This is a genomic window from Streptomyces shaanxiensis, from assembly GCF_039537145.1.
Taxonomy (GTDB): domain Bacteria; phylum Actinomycetota; class Actinomycetes; order Streptomycetales; family Streptomycetaceae; genus Streptomyces; species Streptomyces shaanxiensis.
The window spans coordinates 176,709-200,197 of record NZ_BAAAZY010000028.1; the positions used below are offsets into that span (position 1 = coordinate 176,709).

Annotated in this window: 20 protein-coding genes; 6 read left to right on the forward strand and 14 right to left on the reverse strand. The window is 71.0% G+C overall.

Translation table 11 applies throughout. The features are described 5' to 3' along the window. Positions 1-57 precede the first annotated feature (57 nt). Complete coding sequence (locus ABD932_RS39045) at positions 58-1,890, reverse strand: family 20 glycosylhydrolase (RefSeq protein ID WP_345020583.1); 1,833 nt, start codon at positions 1,888-1,890, stop codon at positions 58-60. A 249-nt stretch (positions 1,891-2,139) separates the two neighbouring features. Here ABD932_RS39045 and ABD932_RS39050 point away from each other — a divergent pair, with 249 nt between their 5' ends. Further along, complete coding sequence (locus ABD932_RS39050) at positions 2,140-3,483, forward strand: amidase (protein WP_345020585.1); 1,344 nt, start codon at positions 2,140-2,142, stop codon at positions 3,481-3,483. A gap of 75 nt (positions 3,484-3,558) precedes the next feature. Here the strand turns inward: ABD932_RS39050 and ABD932_RS39055 are convergent, their stop codons facing one another. The 5 genes from ABD932_RS39055 to ABD932_RS39075 form a co-directional block, all read right to left on the reverse strand. Further along, on the reverse strand, positions 3,559-4,491 hold the full coding sequence (locus ABD932_RS39055; protein ID WP_345020587.1) for a S1 family peptidase: 933 nt from the start codon (positions 4,489-4,491) through the stop codon (positions 3,559-3,561). A gap of 362 nt (positions 4,492-4,853) precedes the next feature. Then, the gene (locus ABD932_RS39060; RefSeq protein ID WP_345020589.1) at positions 4,854-6,038 is read right to left on the reverse strand and encodes a GDSL-type esterase/lipase family protein; all 1,185 of its coding nucleotides are present in this window, start codon (positions 6,036-6,038) and stop codon (positions 4,854-4,856) included. Positions 6,039-6,085: 47 nt separating this feature from the next. Further along, positions 6,086-6,664 carry a TetR/AcrR family transcriptional regulator gene (locus tag ABD932_RS39065; RefSeq protein WP_345020591.1) on the reverse strand — a complete coding sequence of 193 codons (579 nt, stop codon included), beginning with the start codon at positions 6,662-6,664 and terminating at the stop codon, positions 6,086-6,088. A gap of 81 nt (positions 6,665-6,745) precedes the next feature. Next, positions 6,746-7,228, reverse strand: coding sequence for a GNAT family N-acetyltransferase (locus ABD932_RS39070; RefSeq protein ID WP_345020593.1), 483 nt, complete (start codon positions 7,226-7,228; stop codon positions 6,746-6,748). Positions 7,229-7,282: 54 nt separating this feature from the next. Next, a complete protein-coding gene (locus ABD932_RS39075; protein WP_107489266.1) occupies positions 7,283-7,456 on the reverse strand; it encodes a hypothetical protein in 174 nt (57 codons plus the stop codon). A gap of 473 nt (positions 7,457-7,929) precedes the next feature. Here ABD932_RS39075 and ABD932_RS39080 point away from each other — a divergent pair, with 473 nt between their 5' ends. Beyond that, the gene (locus ABD932_RS39080) at positions 7,930-8,319 is read left to right on the forward strand and encodes an HD domain-containing protein (protein ID WP_345020596.1); all 390 of its coding nucleotides are present in this window, start codon (positions 7,930-7,932) and stop codon (positions 8,317-8,319) included. A gap of 25 nt (positions 8,320-8,344) precedes the next feature. Then, entirely contained in the window at positions 8,345-9,205 is an 861-nt protein-coding gene (locus ABD932_RS39085; protein ID WP_345020599.1) for an SDR family oxidoreductase, read from the forward strand. Positions 9,206-9,225: 20 nt separating this feature from the next. Here the strand turns inward: ABD932_RS39085 and ABD932_RS39090 are convergent, their stop codons facing one another. The 4 genes from ABD932_RS39090 to ABD932_RS39105 all read right to left on the reverse strand — a co-directional run bounded on the left by ABD932_RS39090 (position 9,226) and on the right by ABD932_RS39105 (position 15,707). Then, a complete protein-coding gene (locus ABD932_RS39090) occupies positions 9,226-10,746 on the reverse strand; it encodes an SDR family NAD(P)-dependent oxidoreductase (RefSeq protein WP_345020601.1) in 1,521 nt (506 codons plus the stop codon). 120 nt (positions 10,747-10,866) lie between these two features. Then, positions 10,867-12,204 (reverse strand): wax ester/triacylglycerol synthase family O-acyltransferase, encoded by a 1,338-nt coding sequence (locus ABD932_RS39095; RefSeq protein WP_345020602.1) that lies wholly within the window; start codon positions 12,202-12,204, stop codon positions 10,867-10,869. 144 nt (positions 12,205-12,348) lie between these two features. After that, the gene (locus ABD932_RS39100) at positions 12,349-14,973 is read right to left on the reverse strand and encodes a PA14 domain-containing protein (protein ID WP_345020604.1); all 2,625 of its coding nucleotides are present in this window, start codon (positions 14,971-14,973) and stop codon (positions 12,349-12,351) included. Between the two features lie 128 nt (positions 14,974-15,101). Further along, positions 15,102-15,707, reverse strand: a complete 606-nt coding sequence (locus ABD932_RS39105) for a TetR/AcrR family transcriptional regulator (RefSeq protein ID WP_345020606.1) — start codon at positions 15,705-15,707, stop codon at positions 15,102-15,104. Between the two features lie 72 nt (positions 15,708-15,779). Here ABD932_RS39105 and ABD932_RS39110 point away from each other — a divergent pair, with 72 nt between their 5' ends. Both ABD932_RS39110 and ABD932_RS39115 read left to right on the forward strand, forming a co-directional pair. Continuing rightward, positions 15,780-16,667, forward strand: a complete 888-nt coding sequence (locus tag ABD932_RS39110; RefSeq protein ID WP_345020608.1) for a DMT family transporter — start codon at positions 15,780-15,782, stop codon at positions 16,665-16,667. Between the two features lie 180 nt (positions 16,668-16,847). After that, positions 16,848-17,519: a hypothetical protein gene (locus ABD932_RS39115; protein ID WP_345020610.1), complete on the forward strand. Its 672-nt coding sequence runs from the start codon at positions 16,848-16,850 to the stop codon at positions 17,517-17,519. 16 nt (positions 17,520-17,535) lie between these two features. Here ABD932_RS39115 and glgC read toward each other — a convergent pair whose 3' ends face one another. Genes glgC through ABD932_RS39130 form a run of 3 tightly spaced genes read right to left on the reverse strand, consistent with a single transcriptional unit; the run spans position 17,536 to position 20,738 of the window. Further along, positions 17,536-18,756 (reverse strand): glucose-1-phosphate adenylyltransferase, encoded by a 1,221-nt coding sequence (gene glgC, locus ABD932_RS39120; protein ID WP_126388980.1) that lies wholly within the window; start codon positions 18,754-18,756, stop codon positions 17,536-17,538. A 51-nt stretch (positions 18,757-18,807) separates the two neighbouring features. Continuing rightward, complete coding sequence (gene glgA / locus ABD932_RS39125) at positions 18,808-19,959, reverse strand: glycogen synthase (RefSeq protein ID WP_345020613.1); 1,152 nt, start codon at positions 19,957-19,959, stop codon at positions 18,808-18,810. A gap of 41 nt (positions 19,960-20,000) precedes the next feature. Further along, positions 20,001-20,738: a (2Fe-2S)-binding protein gene (locus tag ABD932_RS39130; protein ID WP_345020615.1), complete on the reverse strand. Its 738-nt coding sequence runs from the start codon at positions 20,736-20,738 to the stop codon at positions 20,001-20,003. A 228-nt stretch (positions 20,739-20,966) separates the two neighbouring features. On the opposite strand from ABD932_RS39130, the gene ABD932_RS39135 reads away from it, so the two are divergent. After that, on the forward strand, positions 20,967-22,106 hold the full coding sequence (locus ABD932_RS39135) for a DMT family transporter (protein WP_345020617.1): 1,140 nt from the start codon (positions 20,967-20,969) through the stop codon (positions 22,104-22,106). Here ABD932_RS39135 and ABD932_RS39140 read toward each other — a convergent pair. Further along, positions 22,096-23,265, reverse strand: coding sequence for a transglycosylase family protein (locus ABD932_RS39140; protein ID WP_345020618.1), 1,170 nt, complete (start codon positions 23,263-23,265; stop codon positions 22,096-22,098). The genes ABD932_RS39135 and ABD932_RS39140 overlap by 11 nt on opposite strands. Positions 23,266-23,489 lie beyond the last annotated feature (224 nt).

Genomic DNA, 23,489 nt, shown 5'->3' on the forward strand with positions numbered 1-23,489 from the left:
GGGACGGCTCCTCGGGTCGGGTCATCAAGTCAGGTGCTCAGGTCCTCGGTCAGGCCCTCAGGCCAGTTGCCACACGGCGGGCGCGCGCTGGTCCGGCGGGTACTGCACGAGCCGACCGTCCTCCGTGACGGTCACCGTCATCCGGGTGATGGCGTTGACGAGCCGGTAGCCACCGGAGGCGGGCTCCAACTGCCAGCGCTGGAGGGTGTTCGCGGGATCGCACGTCTGCGGCGCCGCCTCCACTCCGGGCTGGAGCGGCACGTTGAGCGTCAGCCTGCCGCCGCGCACCTCGAGGCAGCCGTCCGCCGTCCGCACGGTCACGTAGCCGTCGGCCGTGCGCTCGACCTCGGCGGCGAAGGTCCGACCGCTCGCCCGGAAGGTGTACGAGCCGTCCGCCACCGGCACCCGGGTCAGGTCCCGCCACCCGGGCGCGTGCCCGACGGCCGTGGCGCGGGCGGTGAACCCGGCGTAGGTGGCGTCGGGGTGCGGAGCGCCCCAGGTGGCCTGGGCGATGTGGCGGAGGGCGGGCCACAGGGCGACGGCGACCTCGTTCTCGGTCTCGCCACGGCCGTTGTCCGGCCAGAGGCTGATCTTGGCGCCGGTGATGCCGCCGGCGGAGACCAGCTTCTCGCCCTCGAAGCTGCGCGGGTCCCAGCTCTGGTCGTAGAGCCCCTTGGTGTCGCTGTGAAAGCCGCCCCGGACCAGGTAGAGGGCGTAGGCCGCGTTCATCAACGGATAGCCCTGGGCGCGCAGTCGGCTCGGCTTCGTCGCCACGTTCAGCCAGTGCTCGACAGTCGTGCCCGCGGCCACCGGGACGGTGTTGGCGCCGGTGAGCCCGTCGTTCCAGATGCGCAGCTTCTTGCCGTTGCCCGCCGCGTAGGCGTGCACGCGGTTGACGAAGTCGATGAACGCGTCCTGGGGTGTGGCGTCGGGGCCGTACCTGTCCTGGGCGTACTTCAGGATCTGCGGGTACTTGGCGAAGTCGGAGCCGAGCATGTACTCGTCGGCGCCCATGTGCCAGGAGGTGGCGGGGAAGACCTGGGCGTACTCGTCGATGAGGCTCGTGTAGTAGGCGAAGGCCTCCGGCCGGGTGATGTCGAGGCGCGAGGGCTGCTTGTTGCCGTCGGAGTCGGTCAGTTGCAGGTCCGGGCGGTTCTCGATCCACGGGTCCATGTGGCCCGGGGAGTTGATCTCGGGGATGATCTCGACGTGGTACCGCTTGCCGAGGGCGACCAGGCGGCGTATCTCGTCCTTGGTGTAGTAGCCCCAGGTGTTGGCCTCGGGATGGGCGTCGCTCTTCACCTTCAGTTCCAGGAGAAGCTGGTTGAGCTTGTGGTACGCCATCTCGCGGACCAGGTTCTCCAGCCAGGGCATCGAGACGTGGATGTAGCAGGCGCAGACGCCGACGCCCCGCTCCTTGTAGCGCGGTACGTCGACCGTGCGGCCGGCGGGGACGCGGTCGCCCTGGGCGAGGAGCTGGAGGATGGTGCGGGTGCCGTGGAAGGCGCCGGTCTCGGTCGCCGCGGTGACCGACAGCCGCTTGCCGGCGCGGAGTTCGTAGCCCTCCGTACCGAGGGAGGTCCTGGAGGGCTGGACGTCGATAACGATGTCACCGGTCCGGGCACCGTCCGGCACCACGGGGACGGTGCCGTGTCCCGCGTCGCGGAGATCGTCGGCGAGGGTGTCGGCGACCCGCCGTTCGGTCGCGTCGTCGGCCACGAGCCGGGCGGAGCGCCCGTAGGTGTAACTGCCGGAGGCAGGCGTCCAGTCGGTCAGGGCGGGAACCGTGACCGGTGCGCCCTGCTCCTCCTCCGCGAGCGCCGGCACCGGCGCCGTGAAGAGCAGCGTCAACGCCGCCAGGACACCGGCCCATCTCAAGCGTGTCCTCATGAGGCACCCCCATTCATCGGATGTCTGATGATTGGGTGGGCCTCAGGGGCTGTCAATGGACCGTGAAGTGAGTGGAGTTCACTCATTGGTCGGATGATGTGCAGGTCAGCGGGGCTGTACCGAGGGAGGGCGGCGCGAAAAGTCCAAGAAGACCCTCCCGAATATCCAAGCCGAGTGCCCTCTCGACTCCGGGCCCGTCGCCCGGCAGAGTGCTCCTACATACTCGCGAGTAAGCCCTGAGGAGCGCCCGTGACCAACTGGGTCGGCCGGACCGCCGCCGAGATCGCCGCCGCCGTACGCGAGAAGCAGGCCACGCCCCGTGAGGTGGTGGCCGAGCACCTGGCCCGCATCGAGCGGCTGGACGGCCGCGTCGGCGCCTTCCGCCTGGTCCGGGCCGAGGCGGCGCTCGCCGAGGCCGACGAGGTGGGCTCGCGCGCGGACCTGGCCGAACTGCCCCTCGCCGGCGTGCCGGTGGCGATCAAGGACAACCTCGCGGTGTGCGGCGAGTCCAACCGCGTCGGCTCCGCGGCCACGCCGGACACCCCGGCCGACGACGACCACGTCACGGTGGCCCGGCTGCGGGCCGCCGGCGCGGTGGTCGTGGGCCTGACGAACGTGCCGGAGCTGTGTGTCTTCGGCACCACGGAGGGCGTGCACGGCACCGCCCGCAACCCGTGGGACACCTCGCGCACGGCGGGCGGCTCGTCCGGCGGCAGCGCGGCCGCGGTCGCGGCGGGCATGGTGCCGATCGCCCTCGGCAACGACGGCATGGGCTCCCTGCGCATCCCGGCGGCCAACTGCGGCCTCGTCACCATCAAGCCCGGCCACGGCGTGGTCCCGGCCGGCATCAGCGACGGCGACTGGTTCGGCATGTCGGAGAACGGCCCACTGGCCACCACGGTCGAGGACGCCCGGCTGATGCTGTCGATCCTCGCCGACACCGAGGTCGTACGCCCGGACACACCCGGCACCCACCGGATCGCCGTGTCCCTGCGCAGCCCGCTCGCGGGCGTCACCATCAGCAAGCCGTACGCGACCGCCGCCCGCGATGCCGCGGCGCTGCTGATCAAGGCCGGTCACCAGGTACGGCGCGCCGACCCGCCGTATCCGATGTCGCTGGGCGTCACCTCGCTCACCCACTGGACGGCGGGCACCTCGGTGGACGCCCAGGGCCTCGACCCACGGCAACTCACCCGCCGGACCCGGGTCCACGCCGCCGTCGGGAAGCGCTTCGTCGACCGGGTACGGGCCGGCGCGAGCCGGGAGGAGCTGCGCCGGCGACTGGAGCCGTTCTTCGCCGAGTACGACGTGCTGCTCACCCCGGCCCTGGCCCGCCGCTCCCCCAAGTCCGAGCCCTGGCACGAGCGGGGCTGGCTGCGCAACGTCATGGCCAACACCAACTACTCCCCGCTCACCCCACCGTGGAACCTCACCGGCTGGCCCGCCATGGCGATCCCGTTCGGCACGCTCCCCTCCGGTGCCCCCGCCGCCGTACAGCTGGTCGGACGCCCCGGCTCGGAGGCGGAGCTGCTGGCGCTGGCGGAGCGGATCGAGGCGCTGCGTCCGTGGCGGCGGACGGCCCCGCTGGACTAGGTCGTTTCGTTCAGCGCGGCTGACGGGACCGGACGATCGACGGTAGGTGGGAAGCGCGAGCGGGTGTGCTCGTGCTCAGTACACGTGCACCCCGTAGGCGTTGAGGGCCTCGGTGACCGGCTGGTAGAACGTCGTGGCGAAGAACGGGAAGCTGCAGCTGCCCGAGCCGCCGGAGGTGAGGCCCAGCCCCTGGCTGCCTGCGTAGAGGGGGCCGCCGCTGTCGCCGGGGTTGGCGCAGATGTTGGTGCGGATCAGGCCGGTGACGGTGCCTTGCGGGTAGCGGACGGTCCAGTTGAGGCCGGTGACACGGCCGCAGCGGGTGCCGGTCGTGGAGCCGCGGCGGCAGACCTGCTGATTGAGCTGGGCCTCGCCGGCGCTGGTGATGTCCTGGCTGCCGACCGTGCCGGGCGGGACGGGCTGTCCGCTGTCGTACCGCACGATGCCGTAGTCGTTGCCGGGGAAGCTGGACCCGGCGGTGGTGCCGATGTGCGTGACGAACCGGTCGGAGTACCAGTCGGTGATGCCGTTGGTGCAGTGGCCGGCGGTCAGGAAGAAGTAGTTCCCGGCCCCGTCCTGGGTGTTGAAGCCGAGGGAGCAGCGGTACTGGCCGGCGGGGCCGCTGCCGTAGACGGCGTCGCCTCCGGAGAGGTACGCGGTGAGTTTGCCGCGCAGACGCTCGACGCGCAGCGCGCCGACGTTGGCGCCCGCGCCCCGCCTGATGGCGTCGATCGCGGCGCCGGACACGGTGCTGTCGGCGACGAGCAGCACCCTGCCGGACGTGCCGTCCACGCTCCAGGCGGTGCCGGCCACATCGGCGCTCGCGACCGCCTTCTCGACCGCGGCAAGCTGCGCGGTGCTGTACGTGGTGGTCGGGCTGGGCTCGACGGCGCCTGCGGGGGCCGCGGTCCCGGCCAGGACCGTCGCCGCGAGGGCGGTCAGCCCGGACGCCAGGGCGACCAGGCGGGTATGGCGTCTCGCGCCGCGGGGCGCTGGGCGTCTGATCCTCATACGGGTCTCCAGGAAGGGTCGGGCCACACACCGCGGGACGGGAACGGCCGCTCGGTGATCTCTTCCGGACGCTAATCACGCCCCGAGCCTCCAGCGATCCGGACAGCTCGTACGGGTGACGGCGCGACAGCTCACCGCGTGCGGGCGGCGGCGCCGGCTCGGCCGAGTACGTGGCGCACACCGTCAGTGGCTCGGTGCGGTCACCACGCAGTGTGCGGCCTGGCCAGGCGCCGGCCGACCTCGGACGTGAAAGGGCAGCACGAGCGGCCGGCTCGGTGGTCAGACCAGGCTGACGTCACGCAGGGCGGTGAGGGACTGGGACACAGCGGCTGCGGACCTCGCGTTCTGTGTCTCCCACAGCCTCAGAGTCCGCGGAGGGCGAAGGGCCCGTCGGCGCCGAACGCCAGGCGCGCGAAGCGTTCGCCCATGCGCCGGTGGGTGGCGGCGTCGGGGTGGAGGTCGTCGGGCAGGGGCAGTTCGGCGGAGTCGGTCTCGCCGTAGAGGTCGCGGCCGTCGAGGTAGTGCAGGTTCGGGTCGTCGACCGCCCGCTGCTTCACGATGCGGGACAGCTCGTCCCGGATGACGGCCAACGTCAGCTTCCCGCTCGCGCGTTCCGCCGGGTCGCCCATGGCGACGAACCGCAGGCGTCCGGCGCCGAGGGTGCCGAAGTCCGGGGCGCAGGGGCCGGGCGTGTCCTCGTGCATCGGGCACAGGATGGGCGACACGACCAGCAGTGGTGTCGTCGGATGCCCTTCCCGGATGGTGTCGAGGAACCCGTGGACCGCCGGGCCGAAGGCGCGCAGCCGCATCAGGTCCAGGTTGACCAGGTTGATGCCGATCTTGAGGCTGATGAGGTCGGCGGGGGTGTCGCGCAGGGCGCGGGCGGTGAACGGGTCGAGCAGGGCGCTGCCGGCCAGGCCCAGGTTGATCAGTTCCACGCCGCCGAGGGAGGCGGCGAGCGCGGGCCAGATACCGGTGGGGCTCGCGGCGTCGGAGCCGTGACTGATCGAACTGCCGTGGTGCAGCCACACCCTGCGGCCCGGATCCCGCGCGGGCTCGACGGGGGCGTCGGTGCGCAGGGCGATCAGTTCGGTGGTCTCGTTGTGCGGCAGCCAGATCTCGACGTCCTTGTCGCCCTCGGGCAGCCCGGTGAAGCGGACGGTGCCGGCCCGGCCGGGGCGGTGCTCCGCGGTCCCGGCGGTCATGTCGATGATCATGACGTGGCCGTCGGTCACGCTCCCCTGCCCGGCGGGGCTGCCATCGACGATCAGGTCGTATACACCGTCCGGGCGGGGCGGAGCGCCCACGTAACTGCGTTTGGTGGGCAGCGTGTCCAGCTCCACGGCGGTGGCCCTGGTGCGGAAGGCCAGCCGTACGCCGGAGGGCTGTGACTCGGCCATGGCCAGCTGACCGTCGGTGTTCTGGGCGCGCGCCCGGGCCGGCAGCCGGTGCGGCAGTACGCCGTGCTCGGTGCGCTCGACGTCGAGGGCGCCGCGCAGGAGGTCGGCGGTGACGGGCGTGGTGATCCAGTCGTGCGGAGTGTCCATGTCCTCAAAGTCCTTGTCGTCGGCGTCCCGGTCCCCGGCCCTGCCGGTCAGGGGGTGGGAACCGTGGGCCAGTTGCGCAGCAGGGCGTCGAGGGCGTCGAGGATCCGGGTCCAGGTCTCCTCGGAGTCGGGGGCGCTGTGGCTGAAGCCACCCGCCGACTCCAGGCTGGCGTAGCCGTGGAAGACGCTGCCCAGCAGCCGTACGGCGTGGGTCGCGTCCGGCTCCGCCAGGTCGTAGCCGCGCAGGATCGCCCGCGTCATCTGCGCGTGCCGGACGCCCGCACTCGCGGCCGCCGTCTCCGGGTCCAGCCGCATGCGCGCGGCGGCGGCGCGGCCGGGGTGCTCGCGCTCGTAGTCGCGGTAGACGTTCGCGAAGGCGACCAGGGCGTCCTTGCCGGCCCGTCCGGCGATGGCGTCGGCGGCCCGGTCGGCCAGTTCCTCCAGCGCGAACAGGGTGATCCGGGTCTTGAGGTCCTGGGAGTTCTTCACATGCGAGTACAGGCTCGCGACCTTGACGTCGAACCGCCGGGCGAGCTCCGACGCGGTCACCTGCTCGAAGCCGATCTCGTCGGCGAGCTCCGCACCTGCCCGGACCAGACGTTCCGTACTCAGCCCCACACGCGCCATAACCATCCCCTCGATTGCCATAATCGAGTATGCATTCACCTAAAGCATTTAGGCAAATACCGATGGCGCAGCGACAACCCGCTAAAGCTCCCTGTACATGATGTGCAGCCCCACCCGTCCATGCCGGGGATGGTCGAACGCGTCCGGGACCGTGCCGAGGATCGTGAAGCCGAAGGAGGTCCACAGGCGCACGGCCGGGTTGGTCTCGACGACCGCGTTGAAGACCATGCCCCGGTAGCCGCCCTTCCTGGCCTCCGCCAGGACATGTTCGGCCAGGGCGCGGCCGAGGCCACGGCCGCCTTGGTCGGGGTCGACCATGAAGCCGGCGTTGGCGATACGGGCGGCGGGGCCACCGTAGTTGGGCGTGAGATACGCGGAGGCGACGATGCCACCGGCGCCGTCCTCGACGACGTAGACACGCTTGGCCGGGTTCATCCACAGCGCCCGCGCCGCGTCTTCGGGAGTGTCCGGATCCCAGGTGTAGGTCTCGCCGGCGGCGACGATCCGGTGCCAGAAAGACCAAATCCGCGGCCAGTCGTCGGCCGCGGCTTCTCTGATCAGCATGGGCGTGAGTCTCGCACGCCCATGCGGTCGGCGATCGCGAAGGGTTCTGCCCTGTCAGTCGACGCTGGGCAGGATGTGGGGCTCGGCGAGGTCGTCCTCGTAGCCGGCCAGGCGGATCGGGGCGGACCTGGCCCACACATCGAGACTGCCGATCTCCTTGGACCGGCGGCCCGAGCGCTCCGTGCGTTCCTTGGGGCGCTGTTCGCGATTCGTCTGCTCAGGTGTCACCGCGCACTCCTTCTGTGTCGGATCACCCTCGGGGCGGGGCCGGCCAGTCTGCGGTCCGGTACCTGACGCCCGCTCGGGTCTTACTCAAAGTCGGCTCGGACGCGGTGGCGCCGGTAACTGGTGTGCAAGCAGGCCGTTGTGCACCGGCTTGTCCCGGGACGGACCATGGGTGTGGGTTGGGACCCTGTACTGCTGTCCGTCCGCTACAGATTAACCAAATGAGCGGGTGCCCGCTCGATGGGGCTGCAAACAAGGTGTAACTATCCGGAGACAACCGGCATTCGGCCAACCCGTTATTCACGTGTTTGTTACGGAATGCGCGGTTTACCAGTCACCCGTTCGGCTCAACATCATCTTTCGTCCCCGCTCCGGACACCCGCACGCCGCGCAGTTCAAGTCCCGTTGGCCGATTCGCAAGGCGGCCATGATCTGCTGACGGACGGCAACGGCTTGTCCGGCGGGAGGACTGACGCATGGAGCTGCGCAGTGTCGAAGAGCTGATGGATCTGCTGTACGCCTGCCCGCACCAGCGCGCGCTGCGCACCGCCGCGCTGCTGCGCCGCAGCCGCCCCGCCGACAAGGAGCTCCAAGTGGCGGGGCTGGTGCACGACATCGGGGAGCTGCTGTCCCCCGGCGACGAGGTCCGCCGCACCGAGAGCGCGGCCGAAGCCGTACGACCGCTGCTGGGCGAGCGCGTCTACCGCCTCGTACGCGGTCACGGCACCGACGAGGACGCGTTCCGCCTCAGCCTGGCGGAGGAGGAGAGCCGGGCCACCGGATTCGACGCCGGTGTCCTGGAGGACTGGCGCACGGTCCTTGAGCTCGTGGCGGCACGGCACTCGCGTCTTGGGGCTGTTGACTGACGGTCCGTCATGAGACGGTACGGCGATGAGGCCGTCGTACGGACTTCAGGGCAGGGCCGCCGTCGTCACCGGCGCCACCCGCGGCATCGGGCACGCCGTCGCCCGGGAACTGGCCGCCGCCGGGGCTCGGGTGTGCGTGACCGCGCGGGACGCGGACGAGGTACGGCGGACGGCTGCCGAGCTGGGCGGCGTGGGGGCGGCCGGGAGCGTGGCCGACCCGGACCATCTGCGGGCGGTCGTGGACCTGACCCTGCGAGAGTTCGGCCGGATCGACGTGATCGTGAACAACGCGGCGACGAATCTGCCGTACGGCCCCCTCATGGACGTGGATCCCTTGGCGTGGCGCGAGGCGTTCACCGTGAACGTCGAGGCGCCGCTGCGGCTCGTGCAGTGTGCCTGGCAGGCCTGGATGCACGAGCACGGCGGCGCGGTGATCAACGTCTGCACCGAGGGCGCCGGCCATGTCGGCCCCGACATCGGCGCCTACGGCACGAGCAAGGCGGCCCTCCTCCACCTGACCCAGCAGCTCGCGGGCGAGCTGGCCCCGAAGGTACGGGTCAACTCCGTGTCCCCCGGTCTCGTCCGCACCGAGATGGCGCGGTTCGTGTGGGAGCCGGGCGAGGAGGAGGTGGCCGCCGGCCTGCCGCTCGGGCGCATCGGGGAGCCGGAGGACGTGGCGCGGGCGGTGGTGTGGCTGGCGTCGGACGCGGCGCAGTGGGTGACGGGGGCGGACCTGCTGGTGGATGGCGGGACACGGGTGCGGGCAGCACGAGCACTTACCTCACGGGGTACCCCAACCCCCGGGGGCACGGGGCTGTGTCGACATGCGACTCCGCCGCGTGGGCGCGACCAGCCCCCGACGACCCGCAGCCTCCCACCGACGTGATCACCCCGCCCCCGTAGGGCCTACCACTTGCCCGGCGCGTAGTCCTTCAGAAAGACGCCGTACAGATCCTCGCCCGCTTCACCGCGCACGACCGGGTCATAGACCCGAGCCGCCCCGTCCACCAGGTCCAACGGCGCGTGGAACCCCTCCTCCGCAAGCCGCAGCTTGTCGTAGTGGGGCCGCTCGTCCGTGATCCACCCGGTGTCGACGGAGGTCATCAGGATGCCGTCGCTCTGGAACATCTCCTGTGCACTGGTCCGCGTGACCATGTTCATCGCGGCCTTGGCGGCGTTCGTGTTCGGATGCCCCGCACCCTTGTAGCCGCGCCCGAAGACACCCTCCATCGCCGACACGTTCACGACGTACGCGCGCCCGCTCGCCGCCTTCTTCGCGGCCTCGGCCATCGCCGGCCGCAGCTTGCTGATCAGGATGAACGGCGCCGTGTAGTTGCACAGCTGGGTCTCGAGGAGCTCCACCGGGGAGATCTGCTCGATGGTCTGGACCCAGGTGTTGGTGTCGACGACGTCGGGGACGAGCCCGCCCGCGTCGATGGCGGTGCCGTCGAGGTGCCGGGCGACGCTGGCGTTGCCCGCGACCAGGGCGAGGTCGGCGACCTTCTGGGCGTCGAGGCCGCTGGTGCCGAGGGGCAGCGCGGCCACCCCGTCGACCGCGCCGGAGTTGAAGGCACCGATGACGTGGTGGGCGGGCAGCTCACCGGCGGGCAGCGGAGCGCTCTCGCCGTCGACCAGGGCGGCGTAGGCGGAGGGCAGGCGGCGTACGGTCTGCGTCGCGTTGTTGATCAGGATGTCCAGGGGGCCCGCCTCGGCGACCTGGTCGGCGAGGGCCACGGCCTGGGCCGGGTCGCGCAGGTCGATGCCGACGACCTCCAGGCGGTGCATCCAGTCCGCCGAGTCGTCCATCGCCTTGAAGCGGCGGATGGCGTCCTTCGGGAAGCGCGTGGTGATCGTCGTGTGCGCGCCGTCGCGCAGCAACCTGAGCGCGATGTACATGCCGATCTTGGCGCGGCCCCCGGTGAGCAGGGCCCGCTTGCCGGAGAGGTCGGCGCGGACGTCGCGCTTGGCCCGGTTCACGGCGGCGCAGTCCGGACAGAGCTGGTGGTAGAAGTAGTCGACTTCCACGTACCGGGACTTGCAGGTGTAGCAGGAACGGGGACGCTGGAGTATCCCCGCGATCTTCCCGGCCTCGGTGACCGACGACGGCAGGATGCCCTCCGTCTCGTCGTCGATGCGCTGGGCGGAGCCGGTCGCCGTGGCCTCCGTGACCGCCTTGTCGTGGGCGGTCTTGGCGGCCCGGCGCTCCTGGCGGCGGCGCTGCTTGACGGTGCGGTAGATGCCCGCGGTGGCCCGGCGCACGGCGATCGCGTCGGGGTGGTCGACCTCCAGCTTGTCCAGCTCGTCGAGCACGCTGAGGCAGACGGCGAGCCGCTCGGGGTCGATGCCGGGGCCGTACACGACCTCGTCACCGGGCTCGCGCACGACCTCGTCCGTGATCGCCGCCGAGCCGTCCTCTGTCACCGTCATCGCCGCTGCCGTTCCCTGATCCACCGCGGCGCTCCGGTCGCGCCCGCTTTCGAACGGGGAATTGTACGGAGCGCCGGGCCCGACCTCCAAAAACCGGAGAGGGAACCCTGGGGCAGGGGCTCAGGGAGCGCAGGCGGTGATCAGCTCCGCCACCTCCTCGGACACCGCCCTGGCGAGCACGTCGAGGTCCGGCACGGCCTCGGCGTCGGCGACGAGGCCGTAGTGCACCCGTCCGCGGTACGTCGAGATCGCGATCGCCAGGGACTGGCCGCGGGCCAGCGGGGCGAAGGGGTAGACCTCGGTGACGGCGTGGCCGCCGAGCTTCAGGGCGATGCCGGGCAGCGGCACGCTGGTGACCAGGATGTCGAACCAGAGCCGGGCGGCCCCGCCGACCAGCGGTCCGCCGAGTCGGTGGCCGAGCGCCGGGACGTGATCGGCGAGCAGGGCGACGGCGCCCGCGCCCCGGTTGGGGCCGGCGTCCTTGTTGCGGTCCATGGCGATGCGGACCGTGGCGAGGCGGCGCAGCGGGTCGGGGTCGTCGACAGGAAGCCGTATCAAGTAGCCGGACAGCCGGTTGCCCTGAGGGTGCGCGGTGCGCGGGCGGCGCTTGGAGACGGGGATCAGGGCGCGCGGGGCGACGCCCTCGCTGCCGTCGCCGCGTTCGTCGAGCCAGCGGCGCAGGGCGCCCGCGACGACGGCGATGAGGACGTCGTTGACGGTGCCGCCGACGGCCTTGCGGACCACGTGCACGTCGTCGATGTCGACGACGACGCCGGCGGTACGGCGGGTGCCGCTCGACTCGGCGGTCAGCGCGTGCGACGAGCGCATCCCGAGGGTCGACACGGCGACGGAGGCGCCGATGTCGAGGGCCCGGCCCACGTCGGACAGGGCACCGCGCACCAGCCCCGGCAGCTTGCGCACATCGGGCAGGCGGCTGCGCGAAGGCTCCTCGGGGCGGGGTTTGCGGGCGGGCATGTCCATGGGGTCCAGGACGGCGGCGGCGAGCGTCAGTGCCCGCAGGCCGTCGGCCAGGGCGTGATGGAACTTGAACAGCACGGCGAACGACACCCCGTCCTCGCCCGGCAGCACGTGCGCCTCCCACGGCGGCCGCCCGCGCTCCAGCGGGCGCTCCATGAGCCGGCCCGCCACCGCCTGGAAGTCGGCGGTCGGGGCGTGCAGCCGGACGTGGTCGAGGGGGTCGAAGTCGGGCGCGGGCTCGCGGGCGGCACCCCCGAAGGAGAACGGCTGAAGCAGGCCGCGGGGCTGCCAGGCGTCCCGGATGCGCATCCGCAGCCCCGGAACGGCTGCGGCGCGCGCGGCGAGCAGGTCGGCCGCGTGGGCGCCCGCGGTGGGCGAGTGCGCCGTGAACACGCCTAGCGCGCCCAGGTGCATGGGGTGTTCGGCGGACTCGATGTTCCAGAACGCCAGATCGAGAGGTGCGAGCACGTCAGAAGTCAATGGCTTGCCTCGCGTCGACGACGGGGGACCAGAAGTCAATCGCCCTGAAGCGATTACGGTCAAGTACGATCAAGCTACGCTCAGTTAACAGCAGATTAAGTCCCGCCCCTGGTGAAAGGGGCGGGACTCATGGTGCATATGAGGTCACTCCAACACAGGTTGCGGCGCCGGGCATCCCGTCGGTGTCACCCGGGAGGCGTCACGGATGAGCGCCTCGTGAGCTTCCTTGAGCCGTTTCGTGTCCGGTTTCAGTACGGCCCGGTCGTAGGTGAGGAAGCCGTTCAGCTCCCCCTCGACGTCCGAGATCTGGGTGTACACGGCACCGTTGCCGCCCCGGCAGACCAGGGCCCGCACCTCGGCGAGCCTGGCGAGGTAGTCGTCGGTGTAGGTCGCCGGGTCGACGTCGACGTACGACATCTGCACCGACCAGGCGTGCCCGGGCACCGCCAGGCCGAGTCCGCCGTACTCGCCGCTGACCAGTGCCCGTTCGCCGTCGGGGCGCGGCGGCAGCGCCGGGCTCGGATAGCCGTGCTCGTCCATGATGTCGCCGGCGCCACCGTCGGCCCCGAGGTTCAGACCTGACTGGTTGTTGACCAGCCGGGTGGGGTCCCAGGCCTTCGCCTGCTCGGCGACCCGGCCGATGTCGTACTGGCCCCAGCCCTCGTTGAAGGTGACCCACATGACCACCGACGGGCTGCTGATGTGCTCGTCGATCATCCGCTTCATCTCGCGCTCGTACTGCGCGCGGGCCTCGGCGCTCGGGTTCACCCCCGCGGTCATCGCGGGCATGTCCTGCCACACCAGCAGACCCAGCCGGTCGGCCCAGTGGAACCAGCGGTCCGGCTCGACCTTGATGTGCTTGCGCACGGAATTGAAGCCCAGCCGCTTGTGGACCTTCAGGTCGTACGCGAGGGCTTCGTCGGTCGGCGCGGTGTGCAGGCCGTCGGGCCAGAAACCCTGGTCGAGGGTGGCCATCATGAAGACCGGCTCGCCGTTGAGGACGGTGCGCGGGACCCCGTTGATCTTCTCGACGGCGATGGAGCGCATGCCGAAGTAGCTGCCGACGCGGTCGGCGCCGACGGTCACCTTCAGGTCGTACAGGAAGGGGTCGTCGGGTGACCACAGGTGCGGATCGGGGAGGGTCAGGGTCAGCGCCCGGCCGGTGCGGCCGCTCGCGGTGGCGACCTTGCGCCGTCCGTCGTACGCCGTCGCCGTGACGGGTACGCCGTCGCGCACGCCCTGCGGCCCGACGGTGAGGGTGCCGGCGTCGACGTCAGGGATGAGCTTGAGCCCGTCCACGTGATCGGGGGCGACCGGCTCCATCCACACCGTCTGCCAGATGCCGGAGGACGGGGTGTACCAGATGCCGCTCGGGTCCAGGCGCTGCTTGCCGAGCGGCGGGTTCTCGCCGTTCGCCGCGTCGGTCGGGTCGTACACGCCGACGATCAGCTCCTGGGTGCGGCCGGGTTTCAGCGCGTCGGTGATGTCGGCGCCGAACTTGTCGTAGCCGCCCGTGTGCTCGGTGACCTTGGTGCCGTTGACGTACACCTCGGTCCGCCAGTCGACGGCGCCGAAGTTGAGCTTGAGGCGCTTGCCGGAGCCGATGCGCCAGTCGGCCGGGACCGTGAAGGTGCGGCGGTACCACATACGGTCCTCGTGGCGCTGCAGCCCGGAGAGCTGGGACTCGACCGGGTACGGGACGAGGATCCGCTCGGGCAGGTTCTTTCCGACCGGGGGCCGCTCCCCCGCCGTGGCCGCCGCGAACTGCCAGCGGCCGTTGAGGTTGCGCCAGGCGTCCCGGGTGAGCTGCGGGCGCGGGTACTCGGGGTGGGCGTTGTCCGGGCCCACCTCGTCGGCCCACTTCGTGCGCAGCTCGTATGTCGAACGGTTGGTGCCGCTGCTCCAGAAGGCTTTGACAACGTTGCCTTCGGTGTCGGCGAGGCCGCCCTCACCGTCGTAGCGGACATCGGCCGTGCCGCGTGCGGTGCCTGTCCTGTTGCCGACCACGGGCTCCTTCAGCGCGACCAGGAGGGCCTTGGGGTCGGCCGGGTCCGGGCGGGCCGACCCGAGCGGCCACGCGGCGCCGCCGATCACCGCGTCCAGGTGGTCGGTGACGTCGGCCGGGGGTGCGGTGAGGTTCCGGGCGAAGTCGAGCTTGAGCGTACGTCCGTCGCCGAGGACCGTGGCCGCGATCGCCCCGTTGTAGTCGAAGCCGTCGGGGAGGCGGAACGCGGACTGCGGGACGGGCTCCTTGCCGCCGCCGGGCTCGGTCCAGCGGAGGTGGAGGTTGGAGCCGCCGTAGTGCTCGAAGTACTCGACCTTGATGTCGTAGGCAGTGCCCGCGGTCAACTCGACGGGGGCGGCGGTCTGTTCGCGGTCCCAGTCGTCGACCCAGTGGTCGATGGCGAGTTTCCCGTCGATCCAGAGCCGGAAGCCGTTGTCGCCGGTGATCGAGAAGGTGTGCGGGCCGGTCTTCTCCGGCACGATCTTTCCGGTCCAGCGGACGCTGACGTCGTCCGAGCGGCCGGTGGCGAAGGCCAGACGCGGCTCCAGGTTGTCGAAGTCGAGGTCAGGGTCGAAGGCGGTCGCCTTGAGCTCGTGGAAGTCGAAGGCGCCGGGGGCGGACTGGGTGTGGTACTCGCCCTTCAGGCCGTGGATCTCCACGGGATCAACGGCCGCGGCCGGGGCGGGTGTCGCGGTCAGGCCGGCGAGGCCGAGGGCCCCTGCGAGGAGTAACGCGAGTCGGTTCCTGAGGCGTTGTATGCGCACAGTGCCTCCATAACAACGTTGTCATGGACAGTAGTTTGCATAACAGCACGGATTCCAACACCCGTCCAGGTACATGCCAAGAGTGTCCCCGGGCCCCTAGACGCGCGGAAGTCACGCCGGGCTTGACGTCACCGCGCCTCGCCGGTCGCGGCGGCCGCCAGGAGAGCCTGGGCCTGTTCGCCGGCATGGCCGATGGGGTCCGCGAAGACGTTCAGGCCGTGGGCGACGAGCGCCCCTTCGTGGAGGAGCATGAGCGTCCGGCCCAGGCCGTCGGCCCCGTCCGGGGTGATCTCCCTGGCGAGGTCGGTGAACAGGGCGAGCATCCACTGCTTCTGGCCGGTGATGATCGGGTAGGCCGGATGGGCCGGATCGCCGATCTCGGCATGCGCGTTGACCATGCTGCACCCCTTGGAACTGTGCTTCACGGACCACGCGCGTGAGGCGTCGAAGACGGCCCGGACGCGTGCGGCCGGCGCGGGCTGCGCGTCGTCGAGGTACCGGGCGAGGAAGGCCCGCCAGCGTTCGTCGCGATCCGCGAGGTACTCCACGACGATCTGTTCCTTGGAGCCGAACCGGTCGTAGAGGGTCTTCTTCGTCACCCCGGCCTCGGCGGCGATCAGGTCCACCCCGACGGCATGGATGCCGCGCTCGTAGAACAGCCTCGCGGCGGCCTCCAGGGCGCGCCGTGCACCGGGCGTCATCGTGATCCGTCGTGGCGTCTCGGTAGTCCCCATGGCTCGCAAGTATACCGATCTGTATAGTGGAGAGCGTGGTATACCGATCTGTTTAGTGGAGGAGGACGAGCCGTGAACTTCCTGCTCTCGATCGCCTTCGTGCTGTGCTGGAGTTCCGGGTTCATCGGCGCCAAGCTCGGCGCGGGCAGCGCGTCCGCGGTCACGATCCTGATGTGGAGGTTCCTGCCGCTGGCCGTCGTCCTGATCGGCGTGGCCGTCGTCTCCAGAGCGTCGTGGCACGGCCTCGCAGTGCGGGATGTTGCCCGGCAGGCAGCGATCGGCGTGCTGTCGCAGAGCGGCTACCTGCTCACCGTCTACTACGCGATCCAACTCGGCGTCTCCAGCGGCACCACAGCCCTGATCGACGGCGTCCAGCCCCTCGTCGCCGGCGCACTGGCCGGACCGTTGCTGCGTCAGTACGTCTCGCGCAGGCAGTGGCTGGGCCTGTGCCTGGGGGTGAGCGGTGTCGCCCTCGTCACCGTGGCCGACGCCGCGGCGGGTACGGGTGCGGCCTGGTGGGCCTACCTCGTCCCCTTCCTCGGCATGTTCGCGCTGGTGGCGGCCACGTTCGTGGAAAGCCGTTCGCGCTCACAGGTCGCGCCCACGGTGTCGATGACCGTCCACTGCGCGACCAGTGCGGTCATCTTCACGGCAGTCGCCGTGAGCGCCGGAGCGGCGGGGCCGCCCGCCGAGTTGTCGTTCTGGACCGCGGTCATCTGGCTCGTGGCCTTGTCGACCTTCGGCGGGTACGGGCTGTACTGGCTCATCCTGCGGCGCTCCGGGGTGACCAAGGTCAACACGCTCATGTTCCTGATGGCTCCGGTCACGGCGGTCTGGGGAGCCCTCATGTTCGGCGAGCCGTTCGGCCCGCAGACCGCGCTCGGCCTGGCCATCGGCCTCGCGGCGGTCGTCATCGTCCATCGCGGCGACACCTCGGTTCGCCCCGCGCCGGTCAATTGACGTCACCGGCCGCCTAATTGACGGTTCATCAGTTGCGAAATCAAGTACAACTTTACGACCTCTTGGTGTAGCTCGGCCCTCGACTACGTGAGCCTCGTGGGCACCACAAGGTGACTGCAGCCCCAGTGAGAACAACGGGCGGGATCACCCTTCCCCCACGTACGGCGAGAGGCAACAACCATGACGAGGAACCGCGTACTGCGGTACGGCGGACGCACCCTGGTGCTGGCGGCGACGGCGTTCGGGATGATCGCGACGGCCGTGCCCGCGGTGGCCGAGGACCAGCCCACCACGGAGCAGATCATGGCCGACTGCGCGTCCGGCGAAGGCAAGTGCACCTTCAACACCCCGGAGATCGGCCAGGCTTACCTCGGTACCCCCCGTCAGGTCTCGGAACTGCTCTTCAACTGCACCGCCTCGCCCGCCTCCCAGTCCATGTCGTGGGCCGACACCGTGGGCTCCTCCCACTCGGTGGGAGGGTCGGTGACCGTCGGTGGAGGCATCGAAGGGATCATCACCGCCAGCGTGACCGCGACGTACAACTACACGTGGCAGAGCTCGCGCACGGAGACGAGTTCCTTCACCGTGAACGTACAGCCGGGAGAAGTGGGCTGGATCTCGCGCGCCCAGGTGATGCAGCGGATATCCGGCACGTGGCAGACCCACTACGACGACCCCAAGTGGGGCCACTACTACTGGTTCGTACCCGACGTGATCACCGGCCCCGCCCCGAACGGCACGGACGGCAAGCACAGCGCGGTCGTGGTCAAGTCCCGCAAGATGACGGCCGACGAGAAGAAGCTCTGCTCCACCGGCTCCACCCGCGGCGAGGTCTTCACCCGCAGCGGCTGACGAGGCGGCCCGCCGGCTAGGACACGAGCTGTCCCTTCCCCAGCGCGATCACCCCGCCCTTGGAGACGGTGTACAGCTCGGAGTCCCGGTCCGGATTGACGCCGATCGTCGCGCCGGGCGGCACCTCGACGTTCTTGTCGAGCACGGCGCCCCGCACCACCGCGCCCCGCCCTATGCGCACGTTGTCGTGCAGCACCGCCCCCTGCACCACCGCCCCCGGGTCGACCACCACCCCCGGCGAGAGCACGGACCGCGTCACCTGCCCGCGGATCAGGCACCCGGCGCTGATGATGGACTCGCTCGCCATGCCTCCCGCGTTGAAGCGGGCCGGGGAGAGCTGGTTGGAGTGGGTGTAGATGGGCCAGCTGCGGTTGAAGAGGTTGAAGGCGGGGCGCTCGGCGATCAGGTCCATGTGGGCGTCGTAGTAGGCGTCCAGGGTGCCGACGTCCCGCCAGTAGCCCCGGTCGCGGTTGGTCTCGCCGGGGACGTGGTTGGCGCTGAAGTCGTAGAGCTGGGCCTCGCCCCGGTCGGTGAGCTGGGGCAGGATCGAACCGCCCATGTCGTGCACGGAGTTCCGGTCCTCGGCGTCCCGCTGGAGGGCTTCGATGAGGGCCTTGGTGGTGAAGATGTAGTTGCCCATCGAGGCGTAGACGGTCTCCGGGTCGTCCGGGAGTCCGGGCGGGTCGGCGGGCTTCTCCAGGAAGCGTTCCACCGTCTGGCCGTCCGAGCCGGGGCTGATCACGCCGAAGGACGAGGACTCGGCGCGCGGCACGCGTATGCCCGCCACCGTCACGCCCGCCCCGTTCTCGATGTGCTGAGCCAGCATCTGGCGCGGGTCCATGCGGTACACGTGGTCGGCGCCGAACACCGCGACGTACTCGGGGCGTTCGTCGTAGATCAGGTTCAGCGACTGCAGGATCGCGTCCGCGCTGCCCAGGTACCAGCGCGGGCCGAGCCGCTGCTGGGCCGGGACCGGGGTGACGTAGTTGCCGAGCAGGCTGGACATGCGCCACGTCGTGGTGATGTGCCGGTCCAGGGAGTGCGACTTGTACTGCGTGAGGACGCAGATGCGCAGGATGTCGGCGTTGACGAGGTTGGAGAGGACGAAGTCGACCAGGCGATACGTCCCTCCGAAGGTGACCGCGGGTTTCGCGCGGTCCGTGGTCAGGGGCATCAGGCGTTTGCCTTCTCCGCCCGCGAGTACGATTCCGAGCACCGAAGGTCCGCCACGACGCATGGCCGCTCCCCTCACCGTGGTTGCTCCCAGCCTGCCCCTGTGCAGTGCGCGCTAAGCCTGTTTGAGGATCTCCCCGTAGAGCCGGACCGTCCGCCGCGCCACCGCGTCCCAGCCGAACTCCCCCACGGCGCGCTCCCGTCCGGCCTCCCCCATCCGGCGGGCGGTCTCCGGGTCGCCGATCACCGAGTCCAGCGCCCGCGCGAGGCCGGTCTCGAAGTCGTCGTCCAACGGGACGAGCAGGCCCGTCTTGCCGTCGTCGACGACCTCGGGGATGCCGCCGACCCGCGAGGCCACCACGGGAGTTCCGCAGGCCATCGCCTCCAGGTTGACGATGCCGAGGGGTTCGTACACCGAAGGGCAGACGAACACGGCGGCGTGCGTGAGGAGTTGGATCACCTCCGGGCGCGGCAGCATCTGCGGGATCCAGAGCACGCCGTCGCGGACGCGGCTCAGCTCCTGGTAGAGATCGCGGAACTCCTGGTCTATCTCGGGAGTGTCGGGCGCGCCCGCGCACAGCACGACCTGCACCGACGGGTCGATGTGTCGTACCGCGCGCAGCAGGTGAGGCACGCCCTTCTGGCGGGTGATGCGGCCGACGAACAGCACGTACGGGCGGTCGGCGTCGAGGCCGAACCGGTCGAGGGCGTCGGTGCGGTGGTCGGGCCGGTAGAGGGTGGTGTCGATGCCGTTGTGCACGACGTGGACGTCGGCCGGGTCCAGCGCCGGATAGCAGCTGAGGATGTCCTCGCGCATGGCTCCGGAGACGGCGATCACCGCGTCGGCGGCCTCGATCGCGGTGCGCTCGGCCCAGCTGGACAGGGCGTATCCGCCGCCGAGTTGCTCGGCCTTCCAGGGGCGCAGGGGCTCCAGGGAGTGGGCGGTCATCACGTGCGGGATGCCGTACAGGAGCTTGCCGAGGTGGCCCGCGAGGTTGGCGTACCAGGTGTGGGAGTGGACGAGTTCGCGGCCTTCGAGGCCGGCGGCCATGGCGAGGTCCACGGAGAAGGTGCGCAGGGCGTCGTTGGCGGTGTCGAGCGCGGACCAGGGGCGGTGGCGCTGCACGCCCACTCCGCGGCCCTCGCCCCAGCAGTGCACCTCCAGGTCGACGAGGTCCCTCAACTCCCGGGCGAGGAACTCGACATGGACGCCCGCGCCGCCGTACACGTCCGGGGGGTACTCCCGGGTCAGCAGTCCCACTCGCACCCGGAACCCCCTGTTCTCAGCGGCTGGTTGCCCTTTCATGGTCACCCAGATGGGGCGCGTGGGGAAGAGCGCGGGGCTCGTGTGAAGCAACAGTCACCGCACACACCGCCGCCGGGCACCCGGTAGTAGAGGCAGCAGCTGCGGCGCCGGAACGCTGTTCCGGTGAGAGTGCCGGTACCGGCCAGGAGGGGGTGGGTGAGGAGTTCCGCGGTCAGGGCGCGGGCCCGGGCGGCGGTGTCGGTACGGCCGCCCGCGCGCGCCCACTGGTCCAGTTGGCGGGCGGCGCCCGCGAGGGCGGAGGCGGCGTTGCCCCACAGGAGGCCGGAGGCGACGCGGTACCGGTGGTGCAGGGCGGCGGTCAGGGGTTCCAGGTGGCCGTGCAGGACGACGTCCGCGATGCTCGCCGGGTCCGACGGCAGCGGGCGCACCTCCGTGAGCCACAGGTCGTCGGGGGCGCTGCCGTCGGGGTCCCAGCGCAGCAGGCGCGCGTCGAGGTCGGGGACCCGGCCGTGGAGGGCGGCGCAGCCGAGCGTCACCGACCACAGGCGGGCCGCGAGTCCCTGCTGGGCCACGGACGCGGCGATCCGCAACTCGGGGGCGCGCAGGGCGTTCGCGACTTTCCGGACGCGGAAGCCCAGGGGATCTCCCTGAGGGTCCGAGGAGGGTTCGGCGTACGCCTCCGCGAGGGTCGGAAGTGGCCGAAGTGCTTCCCCTGGTGTGCGTAGTACGAAGAAGCCGCCGAGCGGCCCGAGCGCGGCGAGATCGGGGTCGAGGTCCACGAAGAGCAGTAGTACCAAGGCCTGTCGGGGATCTCACCTGGGGGTCTCCACCCGGGGTCACCCGACCAGAGGATGAGGCGGGCCGCGTAGTACTCCATCGGCAGTACGACATGGTCGGTGCTCTGGTACGACGACGGGAAGAGCTTTTCGAGGCATCGTGTTGATTATGAGAGCCGACCGTTCGCCGCGCCGGGGCTGCCGCCCCCGCCTCACGCAGAGGAGCAGCTCATGAGCGCCCTCGCGTTGTCCGTGCTCCTGTCGCTCATCTCCGCGGTCGCGTACGCGGGCGGGGCGATCGTGCAGGAGCGTGTCGCGGTGTCCTCCCCGGGGCAGCAGTTCGCGCCGATGCGTCGGCCGGGCTGGTGGGCGGCGGTCGCGCTGAACGGCCTCGGCGGTCTGCTGCACGTGGTGGCGCTGGCCTTCGGTCCGCTGAGCCTGGTGCAGCCGCTCGGTGCCCTGACGATCGTGTTCGCGTTGCCGATGGCGGCGCTGTTCGTGGGCCGCAAGGCCGGTTCGACGGCCTGGCGGGGCGCGATCATGGCGACCGTGGGTCTCGCCGGGCTGCTCTCCCTGGTCGGCTCCTCCGAGTCGCAGTCGCTGGCCACGGCGGAGCGGGCCGCGGTGGCCCTGGTGACCGGCGGCATCGTCGTGACGCTGATGGTCGCGGGCCGGGCGGCCCACCGGCACCCGGCGGTGCGCAGCATGCTGCTCGCGACGGGCTCCGGCATAGCCTTCGGCATGTCCTCGGTGTTCACGAAGATAGTCGCCGTCGACTGGGACGGCGGGGTGTCGGCGGCCGACATTCCGTCCCTGGCCACGATAGGCGTCTTCGCCACGGCCGGTCTGCTGCTGTCCCAGGCCGCCTACCGGGGCGCCGGCCTCGCGGCGCCGCTGGCCACGCTGACGGTGGTGAACCCGGTGGTGGCGGCCGCGGTCGGCATCACGATGTTCGGCGAAACCTTCCGCTACGGCACCACCGGCACCGTGCTCGCCCTGGGCTGCGGCGTGGTGGCGGCGGGCGGCCTGATCCTGCTGACGACGGAGCGGATCGCGCGCACCGAGGCGGAGGCCTCGGAGGCCCTGCCCGAGACGGCGGCCCCGGCCGAGCCGGCGGTGGCCCCGGTGGGCGCCGGGGAGCTGCTCGCCGGCCTTCCGGAGCAGCGCGCGGCGATGCCGGACGAGGAACTCCTCGTACCGGACCGGATCGATGGCATCCTCATCCCGGCCCAGGCCGCGGAGGGCGTGTACGGAGACGGGGAGCCGACGCGCACCGACAGCGAGCCCGCGAACCTCTACGGCCCCTTCTACGGCGGCCCGTACGTCCCCATGCCACTCGTCGACCGGCATCGGATGCGCGTCAAATCCTGACGCCACCGGCCCGGAGATAGGCGACCGGGTCGATGTCCGCACCGAAGCCGGGCCCCGTCCGCACCTCGAAGTGCAGATGCGGGCCCGTGCTGTTGCCCGTGGACCCCGAGCGGCCGATGCGCTGCCCGGCACCCACCGACTGCCCGGCCTTCACGGAGATGGCCGAGAGGTGGGCGTACTGGGTGTAGCGGCCGTCGCCGTGCCGGATCACCACCTGGTAGCCGAAGGAGCCGCCCCACCCCGCGCTGACCACCTGACCCGCCCCGACGGACTTCACGGACGTGCCGGTCGGCACGGGGAAGTCGACGCCGGTGTGGTAGCCCTTCGACCAGGAGGAACCGGCCTTGCGGTACGGGGTGCCGGTGGCGGAGCCCACGGGGGCCACGAGCGAGCGACTGGTGGTCGTGGCCTGTTCGTCCCGGTCCGAAGCGGTTTTCCCGGACGACGACGAAGAGTTCTTCGCAGGCGAGGACTTGGGGGCGGACGTTGTCCCGGTCGTCGTCCCGGTCGTCGTGGTGGCGGCCTTGCCGCGCAGCGCGAGCCGCTGCCCCGGCAGGATCAGGTCGGGGTCCGCTCCGATGGCCTTCCGGTTCGCCGCGTACAGCCCCCGCCAACCGCCCCTGACCTTCTGCGACTCGGCGATCTCCGAGAGGGTGTCGCCGCGCACGACCGTGTACATCTCGGCGGTGCCCGCGCGTGACTGGGGCGTGGTCTGCGGCTGGACGTCCTGGACCGACGTCTTCTTCGTGGTGCCGGCGGGGTGGATGTCCGGGGTGTCCCCGCCCCGGGTCAGCCCGGCCCGCACCGAGCACTCCGGCCAGGCGCCGGGCCCCTGCCCGTCCAGCACCTTCTCCGCGACGGCGATCTGCTGGTCCTTGGTGGCCAGATCCGCCCGGGCCGCGTAGCGCGTACCGCCGTACGCCTCCCACGTCGACTGGGCGAACTGCAGACCGCCGTAATAGCCATTGCCGGTGTTGACGTGCCAGCGGCTGGTGGACTCGCACGCGGCGACCTTGTTCCAGGTGTCCATGTCGGCCGCCTGCGCGACGCCGGTGCCGATGAGGGGGAGCGCCATTCCGGCGCCGCCCGCGGTGACGGTGAGCGAGGCGCGGTTGATCCTGTTCGGCTGGTACCGGCGGTGCCGGCCGCGTGCGGCCATGTCGGAGCCTCCCCGTCGACCATCGACATGCGTCAGGAGGGGCAAAAGTAAGCGCTGCGAACAGGCCATGACAAGACAGCAATTCAGCCGCTCGGTCACGCCAAGTGGCGAGGAATCGGCGTACGTTGCCCGTCGCCCCGGGATGACGCGCGGGACGGGCTGAGTGCGGTGGGGCCTTCCGTGCGTATGTGCCTGCGACATCGCGCCACCCCGGATGTGCGGTC